The sequence below is a fragment of the Fusibacter sp. 3D3 genome (assembly GCF_001748365.1).
Taxonomy (GTDB): domain Bacteria; phylum Bacillota; class Clostridia; order Peptostreptococcales; family Acidaminobacteraceae; genus Fusibacter_A.
The window spans coordinates 379,340-394,088 of record NZ_BDHH01000001.1 but is presented as its reverse complement, the minus strand read 5'-3'; the positions used below and the strand labels follow the sequence as shown (position 1 = coordinate 394,088).

The following is a 14,749-nucleotide window of genomic DNA, read 5'->3' as shown; positions in this document are numbered from 1 at the left end:
AAGCCTAATGGAACGCTTTTTTAGTGTGAATAGATATAGATATTGGTTAACGTCTGTCAGGAGCTATTTTTGTTTCTGAATGGAGCACTTTAATAACGACGAATAGGATGGTCGCGGGAATAAAGAATAGGAAGACAAGTCCCAGTACAAGCCCAACAAGTCCAAAGGCTAAACCAATGGCAATACCGATAATGCCAAGAATCACACCAATGATGCCGAAAACGACACTTAAGACCCCGCCGATAAGACCACCGATGCCACCGACAACACCACCTGTAATACCACCGATTCCGCCAATGGTGGATCCAAAAATACCACCAACAAACCCCAAAATACCGCCTATAATACCAAACAGTACTTTAAAAGGCCATATAATAATGGCGCCAATTGGAATGAAATAAGCAACTAAACCTGCGATTAAAACAAAGGGGATGAGTTTTTCAATCTCGTAACCTTTGTTGTGGAGTAGTTTGCCTACGATTGCCATAGTAATTAGTGAAAATAGCATTTAATACACCTCCTCATATAAACTTATTAAATACAGTTTAGCAAGTATAGATATAAGATGCATTAGTCTGTGATTAGAATTGGGTAAGAATCTATTCAATTTTATACTTCAGTTATTATGATTCGGGCATAAAATCCATTACAATTCGGCCAGGCTCTTTTAGTGAAAACACTTTATAGCTGCTTGGCTTTTTAAGTTTTATAGATAAACCAATTACAGAATCATCAGAAGGATAGTAGATGTCTACGGCTTTTATATTGCTGGTATCTGCAAAAACGGGTGCAGCAGCTGAGGCTGCACGAGCGCCTGATAAGACGATGTTGACCTCAAGGCCGTTTTCGGAAATGGTCGTTTCATAATGACAGGCCTCACTGACTTTAACAGCAGAGCCATCTGTATGCCATTCTGTAAGATCGATTACAAGACGTTCGTACTGATCGTGATTGCCATATCGAATACCACTGATATCTTGTCCATCCGTGATGATGCCACCCTTAAAACCGCCCGATTTTACGAAGCCTTCAGGCTTAATAGGCGGGGTTGAAGTCGTCGTTGAAGTTGTAGCTGAGTTTTCAGTGGATGCAGTCGGAGCATTAGATGTAGCGTTGTTTGAACTATTAGCGCTGGAGTCTTGATCGTTAAGCGAAAAATCTTGAATTAACCATGCATCCCCTTCTAATGTAAGTGTAAATTGCCACTGATCTTGACTGATGAGGTGTTTGTTTTCGCTCGTGCGATCAATGCTGCTAATGACATTGACTGAGGCTGTATTTTCATCGCTTAAGGTCGTATCTGAGATATCAAATTCTATTTTGTCAATGTGGCCTTTATTTTTAAAGGCGGTTAGAATTTCAAGTGCAGATTGAGGCGTTTTAAAATACATTGAAAATGAAATGTTGTTATCATTCACATATCCTGGGAGTTCATTAAAGAAAGCGTTGACTGTATTGTCAGGACCGATGTTGATAACAGCGTCAGTTTGTGGATTATTAACATCAGCGGGTGTGTTATCCACAGGTTCTGAAATGGGTGCGGCTGGTTCAGAGGCAAATGGGTTAAATTTCAATTTTGAACTGGCAAGTGCAAAGACAAGAGCGATTAATAAAACCACCACAACCAACAAAATAATCGTAACTTTTCTATTGTTGGTTTGTTGATCATCTTCATCTAAAATTGCTTCATCTAAAGTATAAAAATCATTTTGAATATCTCCCGTTTGAACAAGCTCAATATCAATAACATCGCCATTCTCGTCAAGGAATACATGACTTGAAACGGCTTCGTTTGCATTCTCAGTGGCGCATTCGGTTGCCTCTTCTTCACTTTCATCTGCATGCGTTTCTCTAGAAGCGCTTGGTTCAAGGCTGTTATCGAATTCATCTGTATCGTAATCGTATACGGGGATGTGAGGTCGGAGCACACTGGATGTATGATTATAAGCTGAATTAACATAAGCTGAATCCTCGTGAGGGTTAGGTTCAGACGGTGAGTCTTGATTTTGAGAATCGGATTCTTCAGAGAGCGCATCTGTTGCATCAAGACTGCGTTTTTTATCCTTGGATTTATCTAAAGGATTTTTGATTTTACGTGGATTAGAGCGAACACCAAACAAAGTATCAAAGGTGACTTCCATTTCAGAATCGTCATCACTTGATACGGCAGCATGATCGTGTTTATGAGTGCCTTTTGGGGCTGGATTTGTATCAAATTCATAACCGCAAATTTTACACATGACACTTTGGTCGGGGTTCATAAAACTACAATTTGGACATTTCATGGAGACCTCCTTTGATTATCGATCTATTGGAATTTCAATGGTAAAAGTAGTCCCGTGATCCAGAACACTCTCAACGAGTATTTCGCCATCATGGGCTTCAGTAAGTTGTTTGACAATGGCAAGACCAAGTCCCGAGCCACCTTTTTCTTTTTGATCTTTTTTCTTATTGACCATAAAAAAGGGATCAAAGAGATTTTGGATAAAATCCTCGGGAATGCCTTCGCCATCATCTTGTACTGAAATTCGAAGATGGTATTGAATAACCTTTGTTGATACGATGATTTGAGTGCGCGCATATTTTTTGGCGTTGCTTAAAAGGTTATCTAGGATCTGTGTCATCCGATAGGGATCTACGTTAATATAGGTTGAAATAAAAGGTTTTTTTAAAACGAGCTCAATATCAGAGTATTTAAAATCGTATTGCTTGTGATTAAAATAGTTATTAAGAAGGCGCCCTGAATGGATACGCTCGATATTAAGAGTGAATTCACCCAATTCTTGCTTGGTATAAACGGAAAGGTCATCAATCAGGTGATTTAAGAGGTCAGACTTTTCATTTATGGTTGCAAGGTACTTGTCATAGGTTTCTTTGTCCTTAACGATACCATCTTGAAGCGCTTCCACATAACCTTTTATAGAGGTGAGCGGCGTTCTTAAATCATGTGTAATGCTTGCAATGAGCCTTTTCCGTCTTTTTTCAAGTTCGTGTTGTTCCAGAATCGTGTCTTTTAAACGAATTCTCATTTTATCAAATTCTTTACAAAACTCGCCGATTTCATTGCCCTCAGTGAATTGAATGGGGTAATTGAGATTGCCTGTTTTAATCTGCTCAGCTGCTTTTTTCATCTCAGAAATGGGTTCGAAGATATACTTTGTAATCAACATGATCATGACCATAAAGTAGACGATCAACACGGTGACGAGAACCGCTAAGAGCAGGTAAGGACTTTTAAACAAGGAAACTTGTTGAATTTTATCAATCTTATAAGTAAAGAAGATATAAAAGACAAAGATAGTCGTGAACATAATCATATTGGAGAGAAAAAAGATGATTTTCATACGTAAAGATATTTTTAGAAGTTTCATGTGATCTATCCTTTAAATTTATAACCGATACCCCAAACGGTTTCAATGTATTCGGGCTCTGATGGATTTTTTTCAATCTTTTCTCTAATTTTGCGAACATGTACAGTGACTGTATTAATGTCACCGTATTCGTTATAGCCCCAGATTTCATCAAATATTTTCTCGCGAGAGAGTGCTTGATTTTTATTGACCATCAAATAATTTAGAATTTCAAACTCCTTCACCGAAAAAGGCATGTTCACACCGTTAACAGTGACGGTTCTAGCTTTGATATCAATTTCAAGATCGTTGATTTTAAGTGTATCCGTTACAGGCGTGCCTGAAAGTTCGTTCACACGTCTAAACTGCGATTGAATTTTTGCAACGAGAACACGTGGACTAAAAGGTTTTTCGATGTAATCATCAGCACCAAGACCTAGCGCTAAAATCTTATCGGTATCTTCTTTCTTTGAACTGAGCATGATAATGGGGATATTGGATTCGTTGCGAATCTTACGACAGATTTCAAAACCATCAATCTTGGGCACGATGATATCGAGCAACGCAAGACTTGGTTTTTCAGATTCGAATTTTTGAAGGGCTTCTTCGCCATCAGATGCGGTGACTGCAATATAGCCAGAAGCATTAACATAATCTCTGATCAAGGTTTGGATCTGAAGATCATCTTCAACGATGAGTATTTTTTCCATACTTAAATTGCCTCCTGTTATCGTTAAGGGTTAAAATTTATTTTTTAATGCCACTTAAGTCTGCCTTTGAAAGAATATTGATGCTGTTCGAGCGAATCAAACTACTTTTTCGACGGTGACTTCTATAAGCTGCCTCAATCATTTCTTCGAGCATTTGCTTGAACGTTACACCAGTGGCCTCCCATAAATAGAATGAAAGTGATCCTGGAATGGTATTGAATTCATTTATATAAGGTAAATTCGTTTTTCGATCAATCATAAAATCAATTCTTGAAACGCCAGCACAGTCAAGTGCAATAAAAGCCTCTGCTGCCATGCATTCAATTTCATTTTTTAAAGAGTCACTCAGTTTTGCAGGAATTTGTCTCTTTGCAGAAGACATGCCTTTGCTTCCCGCTTCGTTGACATATTTGTCTTCGTAGGTTAAAAAATCAGAAGCGGTAAGGGGTTCTTCACAAACGGATAATTTCAATTTTTCGCTATCGCCGAGCACGGCAATATTGATTTCTCGCATATCATCTAGCATCTTTTCAATGAGAATGCGAGTGGAGAACTGTTTTGCAAAATCAATAGCTTCGATGAGTGCACTTCTTGTCTTCACAGGTTTTACGCCTACACTCGAACCAATGTCGGCGGGTTTGACGATCAGAGGATAGGAGAGCTTTTTTTCAAGATCCTCTATAATGGAAGAGGCGTATTGATTCCAGTGGTGCGAGTAGAACCATTCGCCTTCAACGACCCGAATACCTGAATTCTGTAAAAAGAGTTTCGAGGCAATTTTATCCATTGTGAGCGATGCTGCAAGGACATTACACCCTACATATGGAATTGCCATATGCTCTAGAAACCCTTGAAGGTTGCCATCCTCGCCGCCTGTGCCATGTATGATTGGAAAGGCGAGATCGATGTCGCAGATATAAGTTTTTTTGAAAAGTTTCATCTCTGCATGAATGAGGTGTGCGCATTTATCCGCTTTGACCATATGACAGCGATGACTTGATGCAATCACTTTTTTTAAATCTTTAAAATGTTCAATTTCTAGAAGGTAGTCCCCAGTGTACCAATTGTTGTCTTTGGAAATGTAAATCGGTACGATTTTATAATGTTTCATGTCAAGGAGCTGACTAATTGCTTGTTGTGCAGTGATAATGGATACTTCGTGTTCTACGCTGGTTCCCCCAAAAAAAACGCCAATATTAATCATAAGATATTGTATGGTATGCCATACTCTCCTAAAAAACAGATTTGGATTTTAAGGCCAATCCATAAGCCTAAATTTCATTAAAGGTATCCGGAAGATCGTTTTCAATTAGAACCACATCATCTTTAGCTATAATTTCATCCCGTTTTCTAAAGGCATCAGAAAGATCGCTTGCAATATAGAGTTTAGAAGAGGGATAGTGATTTTCTTTTAGACCTTCTTGAATGGGTTCTGTTTGTTTTTTGCCCACTAGAATTGTGAAATCACATACTCTAGAGATTTGTTCGCCCAATTGCTTGTTGAGTGTAAAAGAAGCTGAACCCAGCTCTACCATCCCAGGGGTGATGATGATCTTAGAATTGCCCTCAAATCGGTCTAAAACTTCAAGGGCCATTTTGGAACCAATCGGATTGGCGTTAAAAGCATCATCTAGCAAGGTATAAGTGTCGTTGACGCGTCTATAGGATAGTCGATGCTCAATTGGGTTGATATCAACGATAAGGGTATTAAGTCTTTCCATACTGACACCCAGTTCAAGTGCGACCGCCACGCCTGAAACGATGTTCGCCAGATTGTGACGCCCGAGCAGTTTGGTATTGAGACGCACTTTCTTTTTGCTCGGGATATGAACCAGCGTAAAGCTAGAACCTTTCCCAGAGAGATGAACATCTTCGATCGCATAATCGGGTAGTGGTATGAGTGCTTTATAATCCGTATTTGTAGAAAAATGCACATATTTCAAATCTTCACGTTTGGGTAATTTCAAAATGTTTTCATCATCCACATTGACAAAGGCAGTGCCGTTTGGCAAAAGACACTCAAAGAGTTCGCCTTTGGTAGCAATGACATTTTCAAGCGTTTTAAAAGTTTCTAAATGTTGAGGTCCGATTGAAGTGATGATCCCCATTTTGGGGTGGACAAAATCGCAGAGTTCTTTGATGTCACCAATCTCTTTCGCGCCCATTTCAGCGATTAAAATTTGATGTGTGGGCTTGAGATATGTTCTTATGGTTCTGGTCAATCCCATCTTGGTATTAAAACTCTCAGGTGTCATCAAGACATTAAAATCTTTTGAGAGCATTTGATAGAGTACATTTTTAGTGCTGGTTTTACCATAACTTCCGGTGATGCCGATAACTGTTAAGTTTGGATTTTTAGCCATGATTTTTTGCGCATCCGCAAAAAAGTAGTTGTTAATTTGTGTTTCAATGGGCATGTTGATCAGATTGCTGATCATGGTCAGTAAAAAGGATCCGAGATAAAGCACCGCAATAAGTGTCGAAACAAGTGTTTTTGCAGAATCTGAGGCGTAAAACCAAATGGCGAATAAAAGTGATAATAACAAGCCGTTGGTAAACATCATGCGCTTTACACGTGCGGTCATGTTGAGTTTAAGTTTTGTTTTGGTAGCGGTTTTAATGAGCCAAAAGAAATAATAATCCAAAAGTATTAAAAGTAAGCCTAAAATTTTAAAATAAAAGGCATTTGTATAGAGCAATAAAATAGCGCCGAGGACATAGAGCCATTCGTGAGGTCTCAAAAATGAATTGTGTTTACTCATGAGCCATTTTGAATAACGTTTGATTCGATATGAATTTTGTTGGAACTTTTGTAAATCATCTTTGGATCTTAAAAAGATGAGCACGAGTATTAATAAAATCCCTATGAACATGGATTAGCCTCCAATAAAAGTTTTTATAATGGTCAAAAATCGAGTGGGTTGCTCTAAATACGTAAAGTGGCCAGCACCTTCAAATACAACCAATCCAGAATCAGGAATAAGGGATGACATGAGCTGTGCATCTTGTAGCGGCGTTGCCGTATCTTGATCCCCCCAAATGAGGAGTGTTGGTGAGACAATTTTAGGTAAAAAGTTTCTAAGGTCCTCATTGACCACTTTGGATAAAACCATTTTCATCATTGGTGAGGCTTGCTTGTAATCTTGACTGGCGTATTTCTCAGAATATGCCTTGATAGGTTCGGCCAATACATATGAAAAAAGCGGCAATTTACCAAGAGCTCGAATACCCTTAAAGCCGTATACTTTAAAATAATAATTGAATTTTCGTTTCGGTTTTATGCCCGCACTATTTACTAAAATGAGCTTATCATAGATGTTTTTTGGCGCCAGTTTAATGGCGACACGCCCCCCAAAGGAATGCCCTATGACGACTGGATTTTCCAGATTTAAATGGGTTGTAAAAGCCTCCACTAACTCTGCGTACTGTAAAAGTGTAAAGGGTTCTACAGGTTCTTCTGATAATCCAAACCCTGGAAAATCAAGTGCGGTGACTTGATAATGTGCTGAAAGGTCTTCAATGATGAGATTGAAACTTTCAATATTAGTGCCCCATCCGTGGAGAATGAGGACAGATTTACCATGACCACGTTGTACATAATGGACCTTTTTGGATTTATAATCGAAAAAACTCATGTTTTAACCCCTTATAAACGCTGAATAAATTTTAATTACGTGCATTCTCAACGTGACTTTGAATTCTACAGCCGATTAGATATATGATTTCACTCTACATTTTACCATAAAACGCGTGATGAAATAAGCTACTTATTCAATACTGTTTTTGAAATGTAATAAACAATTTTAAAACGCATGTTATAATAGGTATAGAATTAAAGAAAAAAGGAACGGTATAAACAAAAATTCGGAGGTAGATGATGACTAAAAATAAATTTTCTAAAATAACGGCAATGGTATTAATCTTGTTAATGATGAGTAATTTGTCTTTCGGTGTGGTGGCAATCACAGATGTGACCTCTTCACATTGGGCCAATGATTATGTTCAAAACGTTGTGGAAAAGGAAATTATGCTTTTAAATGAAGACGGTAGTTTTAAACCCAATGCCAATGTGACAAATGTAGAGGCGATTATTGTCCTTTATCGAGCAGCGAAGGCAGCGGGCTATTTACAGGAAGTTAATCTCAATACCTTGACCAGTAAGTATGAAAGCGATTTAAAAGCGCTTAATATACCTGTAATGCTTGCACCTTATGGTGGGGATGTGTACCCAGCGCTTGCTTATGCACTTGAAAATAAGATTTTAGTGATGGATGAAGTGAAATACTTTATCAGTAAGGATAAACTCACTGAAGCTAAAAAAGTGGATGTATCTGTTTTTTTTGGCAAGGCACTCAATGTTTATAAAAATGAAAATTTGAATAAGATCATATCACTTTCCTATAAAGATGCATTTGATATATCATTAGGAGCACTTAAATATGTCAACCTTTTAATTGAATACGATATCATTTCCAATAAAGGGGATAGCAGCGGTAATTTTAATCCCAAAAGCATCATCAATCGATCTGTGCTGGCAGTTTATGTAAATTGGTACTATAAGGCGATTAAAAATGAAGTGACGACGCCAATGGATCCAGCCGGAACCCCTACAAGTGACAAAGCTCAGACGACTATTCCAGGCAGCGCCAATGCGAATACAGGATCCGAAGCAAACGCGAATGATGTTGTTGTAACGGGTTCGATAACAGATATCTTTAAAGATTTGAAATTGATCGAAATTAAAGAGACAACTGGAAAGACCACCGTTTATGACTTAAAGCAAGCTAAAATTTATGCAGAACAAGCTATGATTGATTTTGACAGTTTAGAAAAAGGGGCCTATGTAAAGTTAACGCTCAGCAAAGAGATCGTGACAACCGTGGTACTTGATAAAGTTTATCAAAAAGTGGAAGGTACTTTTGCTCAAGTAACAGAGCCTATGGGAGAGACGCTTAAATTTAGATCTTTAAAATTTCAACTTGAAAATAAATCGTTTGATTTCAAACGTGTATATGACAGTACACCGATAACCATAGATGGCGTTCAAAAAACGGTCCTTGATTTAAAAGCGGGCTATAAAGTTGTTGTATCATATGATGGTTATGATGCTAAAAGTATTGCGGCTTATTCGGATCAGTATCAATTTACAGGGATGCTCAATCAACCTATTGATCCAAAAGCACCTATGACTCTAGAGATGACTAAAGAAGATGGCGTGACTTTTAAGCAAGCATTAACCACTTCGGTTTCTTTTGGAGATCCTGTGAAAGTACTTGCTAAAAATGACATTGTAAAAGTAACTTTAAAATATGGCGTTGTATCCAATGTTGAATATTTAGGACAATCTAAAGATCTCATGGGCACCATAGAAGAAATTCACATTACTAAAACGCCTGAAATTGCCATTAAAGTAGAAGCAGGCACTATAGAAAAATATACACTTTCAGATGCTGCTAAGATAGTGGATGAAATTGGCAACGAGGTGCTGACGATATATGATTTAAAATTGAATCAAAGCGTAAGAATACATGTAGGTATCGGCGGTATTGATCGCATTGATTTCAGTTATCAGAAAGAAGCTGTCGGCTTTAATGGCACCGTGACAAATGTATTTTCAACTACAAACCTTCTCGTGGTAAAAGATGGTGCTGGCATCACTAAAACGGTAGGATTTGCTCAAGCTTCGGGCCTTAAAATTACGGACTATAAAATTGGAGATGAGCTCTTAATAAAAGGCACTCAATTGACAGATGTACTCTTTGAAGCTGAGTCAATCGTCATTACGAAAAAATGAGGCTAAGTTCAAAGTAAAAAGAGTTGACTTTAAAATCGATTGTGGATATACTATCTAAGTATTATTAAGATTTATGAATTGAATCGGTATAGTGACACCCTTTCGGGTGGCTACTTGAGCCTTAGGAACAAGAGTGTTTAGTCATCCTTAAGGGGTGACTTCTCACTCTTTTTTTGTGAAATTAGGACCTTGTGAGTAGGTTAAACACTGGAAAGCGTGGATCGACATAGAGTTTTTCCAATTTTTGAAAGGAGTTAATCAATGAGCACAAAGTATATTTTTGTAACAGGAGGCGTTGTTTCGTCGCTGGGCAAGGGCATAACAGCCGCATCCTTAGGACAACTCTTAAAAGCAAGGGGTCTCAAAGTGACGATCCAAAAATTTGACCCTTACATCAATGTGGATCCAGGCACGATGAGCCCGTATCAACATGGAGAGGTTTTCGTAACAGATGACGGTGCAGAAACAGACCTCGATTTAGGACACTACGAAAGATTTATTGATATTAACTTATCAAAGAACAGCAATGTAACAACAGGCAAAATATACTGGTCAGTGCTTACGAAAGAGAGACGTGGGGATTATTTGGGCGCAACGATTCAAGTGATTCCACATATTACGAATGAAATTAAAGAAAGATTAACACGTTCTGCAAAGGAAACAAGTGCAGATGTGGTCATCACGGAAATTGGAGGAACAGTTGGGGATATCGAATCATTGCCTTTTTTAGAGGCGATTCGTCAGATGAAATACGATGTAGGTCGTGAGAATGTAATGTACATTCATTTGACATTACTCCCTTATTTAAGTAAAGCAGGCGAAATCAAAACAAAACCCACTCAACACTCGGTTAAAGAACTTAGAGGGATTGGGATTCAACCGGATTTGATCGTCTGTAGAACAGAAAAAGAAATTTCTCAAGAGATGAAAGATAAAATTGCGCTTTTCTGTAGTGTTAGTCCGAAAAATGTCATTCAGAACTTAGATGCTGAGACGTTGTATTCAGTGCCAATGACACTTGAAAAAGAGGGCTTGGCAAGTAAAGTTTGTGAGTTCTTCAAAATTGAATGCCCAGCACCAGAATTTTCAGAGTGGGAACGCATTGTTGAAATAGAAAAAAATCTCACAAAGACGGTGAAAATCGCATTGGTGGGCAAGTATGTGGAGCTTAAAGATGCTTATCTATCCGTGGCAGAAGCCCTTAAACATGCAGGACTTGCAAATGAAGTGGCTATTGAAATCGATTGGGTGCAGTCAGAGCACGTCACACCTGAGCGTGTCGCTGAAATTTTAAAGGGCACTCATGGCGTTTTAGTGCCTGGTGGATTTGGCTTTAGAGGTGTTGAAGGCAAAATTGAAGCGGTTAAATACGCCAGAGAAAATAACATTCCCTTTTTCGGAATCTGTTTGGGAATGCAAATGGCAGTGATTGACTTTGCACGTCAGATTTTAGGCTATAAAGAAGCGCACAGCGCTGAACTCAATGGATTGACACCTGTTCCTGTGATTGATCTCATGCCTGAACAACACGATGTTGAAGACATGGGGGGGACCATGAGATTGGGGCTTTATCCATGTAAGATTAAGCCTGATTCATTGGCCTTTAAAGCTTATGATGAAGAACTCATATATGAAAGACATCGCCATAGATATGAGTTCAATAACACTTATAGAGAAGAAATGCTTGAAAAAGGGCTCATCATATCAGGTCTGTCTCCTGATGAGAGATTAGTGGAGATTATTGAACTTTCGGATCATCCTTGGTTCTTGGCAGTCCAATTTCATCCGGAATTCAAATCGAGACCAACCAGATCGCATCCACTTTTTAGAGATTTTATTAAAGCAGCGAAGACCTATTCTTTATAAAACGAAAAAGATCATACAGGCAACCCTTATAGATCAGAGTCTAATTGTTAGGCTCTGATTTTTCATCTTGTAAAGAATTAAGGTGTTAAAAATAAGAGATAGATCCTATCTAAGAATAAAGACAAGACATGATATGAATATTGTTTTATAATAAACAGAGAGAAAATTAAAGATTAGGAGGCATTTATGAACAGGCCGGAGATCAGCGTTGTTGTACCTGCATATAATGAAGAAATGAATATAAAGCCACTTTATGATAGATTGTTAAGCGTTTTAGCGAAAATAAGTCCTTATTTTGAAATCGTTTTTATAGATGACGGCAGTCATGATGAGACGGTGGCAGAAGTTTTAAAAATGAGAGCGCTTGATGAACGCGTTAAGCTCGTGTCTTTTTCACGTAATTTTGGACATGAAATGGCGAATACTGCTGGATTTAGAACAGCATTAGGGCAAGCAGTTGTCATCATTGATGCAGATTTACAAGATCCGCCAGAGCTCATTATCGACATGTATGAAAAGTATAAAGAAGGCTTTGATGTCATATATGCCAAGCGCAAAACGCGAAAGAAAGAGAGTTTTATCAAAAAGAGTACGTCAAAGTGGTTTTATCGTGTGCTCAAATTTATGAGCGATACGGAAATTCCCCTTGACACCGGTGATTATAGATTGCTCAGCAGACGTGCTGTGGACGAGCTCAATCGTTTTAGCGAAAAAAACCGATTTTTTAGAGGCCTTACACACTGGATTGGATTTAATGTCACTTATGTTTATTTCGACCGAGATGAGCGCCACGCAGGCGAGACAAAGTACAGCTACATTAAACTTATGAAGCTCGCAGTCGATGCGATTATATCCTTTTCATATAAACCTTTAAAATTGTTTACTTTGTTTGGATTTTGTTCGGCAGGGTTTGGATTCTTGTTGATGTTATACTGGATTATAAAGAAAATGCTCTTTGGCAATCCCACAGATGGTTGGACTTCTACTGTGACGATTATTCTATTTTTCTTTGGGATTATCATGATGCAGATATCGGTGGTGGGTGAATATATCGCTCGAATTTATGAAGAAGTAAGAGAGAGACCTCTTTATATTGTCGGGCGATCAGAAGGTGTGGACCCAGACCGGGTGTCTGAAAAAAATGAAATCAAAAACTATGGTATAGACCATGAGGCTTAATCCTTTAAGACATCATGCAAGTGAGGGCTTTCGGTATTTAGTGGTAGGTGGATTGACGACTTTAATCAATCTTGGCGTGTATCAAATGGGATTGTGGTTCGAAATGGAGTATCTGGTGGCAACGACGATTGCTTTTGTATTATCGGTGGTGTTTGCCTTTTTCGCCAATAAGTATTTTGTTTTTAAAGTGGTGACTCAAAACGCTACAAGTCAAGAGCTCGTGATGTTCGCTGGAAGTCGACTGTCAACTTTTTCAATGGAGACGGTTGGTCTCCTCATACTGATTAGTGGTTTAGCCGTGCAGGAAATGATCGCTAAACTGGTCATGAACATTATTGTGATTTTACTGAATTATATGATTAGCAAATTTTGGATATTTAAAGGAGGGAAACGTGAAGAAGATGGAGAGGTGTAATTTAAAAGCAACCTTTGAGGCAATTTTTAAAGCGCACTTTAGGACAGTGATCCTCTTAAGTCTTTTTTTATTAGTGGGCTTATGCCTTAGATTAACCTTCGTTTTGACAATTCCAACGCAGCAAATGTTTGATTTTGAAACCTATCAGCAACTTGCGGTGAATATTGCCACAGGTCAAGGTTATACACTAGGGGGATATCCTGTGGCGTGGCAGGGCATGCTTTATTCTACCGGACTGGGTGTGATTTACAAGATTTTAGGCAATACTTCTGAAATCATTCCTAAAGTGATCAATGTATTCCTATCAGAGATGACGATTGTATTTGTTTATATGATTATGAGGCGAATTTATAATAAGCCTTGGGCCGTTTGGATCAGTGTTTTTTTAATGACCTTTATGCCGCATCAAATTATGTATTGTAATGTCATAGGGACTGAAATTATAACGGCTTTCTTTTTAAGTGCTGCCATATGCCTGAGTTTATGTCGTGTGAAAATGATTTATAAGGTCTTGGGACTTGGCGTTTTATGTGGCTTTTTATCCTTATCAAAACCTTTCTTTCTGGCTTATCCTATGATTTTGGCGATAGCGCATTATATGATGACGCACAAATGGAAACAGTCTTTGCTTTATTTTGCATCCGTTTATGTGGTGATGATGCTGGTGATTTTACCGTGGTCTTTAAGAAACCTTGAGAAATATGACCGGTGGATTCCTGTTTCCTACAATTCTGGGTTTAACTTATATATTAATAATAATGCACAAAACGTTCATGGTGGCTGGATGGACTATCGTGAAATCGAAAAACCGTATGCACTTGAACAAGCCATTGAAGCTGAAGTTCAAAGCCATGGTGCCTCGGTGAAGACGTCGCCTAATTTAGAGGTGCTTTTAAAGCCGTATGCCGTGGATTATATTAAAGCTCATCCTATTGAATTTTTCAAGTTAGGCGTTATTCGCATTCATGCGACTTATTTTAATGGGGCATGGGATCTGGATGCTTGGACGATGAATGAAATTTCTTATGATCAGTTGGCGACAGTATTGCCAAGTTTTAAAGATGTGGATGAATTCACTTATACTAGATTTATGAATTTCTTTAGGGCCTTGTCGGATATTGTTCTAGGGATCATAAGTGGGTTTGGAGTTGTCTTTGTCTTTATGAATATTTTTAGAATGGTTAAATCACTCTATAATCAGAAGCTTAATTTGGAATCTTTTGTTGTAATTCCAGTGATTAACTTAGCTTTTGTCTCTATGGTTTTTTTCGTATATGAAGGACAACCCCGTTATAATTTCATTGTACTATTCTTATTGATCATAACTTTTGCCATTGGTTTTGACATCATTCGGGATAAATTTTTAGAGGTTGAGGGAAATACCTTCAAAATTGATGAAAGATGATGTAAAATAGGAACTAGGGATCAAATTTTA

At 38.2% G+C, this 14,749-nt stretch carries 12 protein-coding genes; 5 read left to right on the top strand and 7 right to left on the bottom strand.

Annotated features, from left to right (window positions below):
- Positions 1-46: 46 nt before the first annotated feature.
- The 7 genes from F3D3_RS01725 to F3D3_RS01695 form a co-directional block, all read right to left on the bottom strand.
- Positions 47-508 carry a hypothetical protein gene (locus F3D3_RS01725; RefSeq protein WP_069870607.1) on the bottom strand — a complete coding sequence of 154 codons (462 nt, stop codon included), beginning with the start codon at positions 506-508 and terminating at the stop codon, positions 47-49.
- 115 nt (positions 509-623) lie between these two features.
- On the bottom strand, positions 624-2,285 hold the full coding sequence (locus F3D3_RS01720; protein ID WP_069870605.1) for a hypothetical protein: 1,662 nt from the start codon (positions 2,283-2,285) through the stop codon (positions 624-626).
- Positions 2,286-2,300: 15 nt separating this feature from the next.
- Complete coding sequence (locus F3D3_RS01715; protein WP_175438258.1) at positions 2,301-3,311, bottom strand: HAMP domain-containing sensor histidine kinase; 1,011 nt, start codon at positions 3,309-3,311, stop codon at positions 2,301-2,303.
- Positions 3,312-3,376: 65 nt separating this feature from the next.
- Positions 3,377-4,060 carry a response regulator transcription factor gene (locus F3D3_RS01710; RefSeq protein ID WP_069870601.1) on the bottom strand — a complete coding sequence of 228 codons (684 nt, stop codon included), beginning with the start codon at positions 4,058-4,060 and terminating at the stop codon, positions 3,377-3,379.
- A 37-nt stretch (positions 4,061-4,097) separates the two neighbouring features.
- Positions 4,098-5,264 carry a D-alanine--D-alanine ligase family protein gene (locus tag F3D3_RS01705; protein ID WP_069870598.1) on the bottom strand — a complete coding sequence of 389 codons (1,167 nt, stop codon included), beginning with the start codon at positions 5,262-5,264 and terminating at the stop codon, positions 4,098-4,100.
- Between the two features lie 67 nt (positions 5,265-5,331).
- Positions 5,332-6,933: a UDP-N-acetylmuramoyl-tripeptide--D-alanyl-D-alanine ligase gene (locus F3D3_RS01700; RefSeq protein ID WP_069870597.1), complete on the bottom strand. Its 1,602-nt coding sequence runs from the start codon at positions 6,931-6,933 to the stop codon at positions 5,332-5,334.
- Between the two features lie 3 nt (positions 6,934-6,936).
- A complete protein-coding gene (locus F3D3_RS01695) occupies positions 6,937-7,695 on the bottom strand; it encodes an alpha/beta fold hydrolase (RefSeq protein ID WP_069870595.1) in 759 nt (252 codons plus the stop codon).
- Between the two features lie 242 nt (positions 7,696-7,937).
- On the opposite strand from F3D3_RS01695, the gene F3D3_RS01690 reads away from it, so the two are divergent.
- The 5 genes from F3D3_RS01690 (at position 7,938) to F3D3_RS01670 (ending at position 14,719) form a co-directional block, all read left to right on the top strand.
- Positions 7,938-9,854: an S-layer homology domain-containing protein gene (locus tag F3D3_RS01690; RefSeq protein WP_069870593.1), complete on the top strand. Its 1,917-nt coding sequence runs from the start codon at positions 7,938-7,940 to the stop codon at positions 9,852-9,854.
- Between the two features lie 261 nt (positions 9,855-10,115).
- Positions 10,116-11,720 (top strand): CTP synthase, encoded by a 1,605-nt coding sequence (locus tag F3D3_RS01685; protein ID WP_069870591.1) that lies wholly within the window; start codon positions 10,116-10,118, stop codon positions 11,718-11,720.
- A gap of 186 nt (positions 11,721-11,906) precedes the next feature.
- On the top strand, positions 11,907-12,899 hold the full coding sequence (locus tag F3D3_RS01680) for a glycosyltransferase family 2 protein (RefSeq protein ID WP_069870589.1): 993 nt from the start codon (positions 11,907-11,909) through the stop codon (positions 12,897-12,899).
- Complete coding sequence (locus tag F3D3_RS01675; protein ID WP_069870587.1) at positions 12,889-13,314, top strand: GtrA family protein; 426 nt, start codon at positions 12,889-12,891, stop codon at positions 13,312-13,314. Before F3D3_RS01680 ends, F3D3_RS01675 begins: the two co-directional genes overlap by 11 nt.
- Positions 13,292-14,719 (top strand): glycosyltransferase family 39 protein, encoded by a 1,428-nt coding sequence (locus F3D3_RS01670; protein WP_069870585.1) that lies wholly within the window; start codon positions 13,292-13,294, stop codon positions 14,717-14,719. Before F3D3_RS01675 ends, F3D3_RS01670 begins: the two co-directional genes overlap by 23 nt.
- Positions 14,720-14,749: the final 30 nt, after the last annotated feature.

Excerpts from the sequence above, each read along its gene's own strand:
- F3D3_RS01725 (WP_069870607.1), bottom strand. The coding sequence starts at position 508 with ATGCTATTTTCACTAATTACTATGGCAATCGTAGGCAAACTACTCCAC.
- F3D3_RS01720 (WP_069870605.1), bottom strand. The coding sequence starts at position 2,285 with ATGAAATGTCCAAATTGTAGTTTTATGAACCCCGACCAAAGTGTCATG.
- F3D3_RS01715 (WP_175438258.1), bottom strand. The coding sequence starts at position 3,311 with ATGTTCACGACTATCTTTGTCTTTTATATCTTCTTTACTTATAAGATT.
- F3D3_RS01710 (WP_069870601.1), bottom strand. The coding sequence starts at position 4,060 with ATGGAAAAAATACTCATCGTTGAAGATGATCTTCAGATCCAAACCTTG.
- F3D3_RS01705 (WP_069870598.1), bottom strand. The coding sequence starts at position 5,264 with ATGATTAATATTGGCGTTTTTTTTGGGGGAACCAGCGTAGAACACGAA.
- F3D3_RS01700 (WP_069870597.1), bottom strand. The coding sequence starts at position 6,933 with ATGTTCATAGGGATTTTATTAATACTCGTGCTCATCTTTTTAAGATCC.
- F3D3_RS01695 (WP_069870595.1), bottom strand. The coding sequence starts at position 7,695 with ATGAGTTTTTTCGATTATAAATCCAAAAAGGTCCATTATGTACAACGT.
- F3D3_RS01690 (WP_069870593.1), top strand. The coding sequence starts at position 7,938 with ATGACTAAAAATAAATTTTCTAAAATAACGGCAATGGTATTAATCTTG.
- F3D3_RS01685 (WP_069870591.1), top strand. The coding sequence starts at position 10,116 with ATGAGCACAAAGTATATTTTTGTAACAGGAGGCGTTGTTTCGTCGCTG.
- F3D3_RS01680 (WP_069870589.1), top strand. The coding sequence starts at position 11,907 with ATGAACAGGCCGGAGATCAGCGTTGTTGTACCTGCATATAATGAAGAA.
- F3D3_RS01675 (WP_069870587.1), top strand. The coding sequence starts at position 12,889 with ATGAGGCTTAATCCTTTAAGACATCATGCAAGTGAGGGCTTTCGGTAT.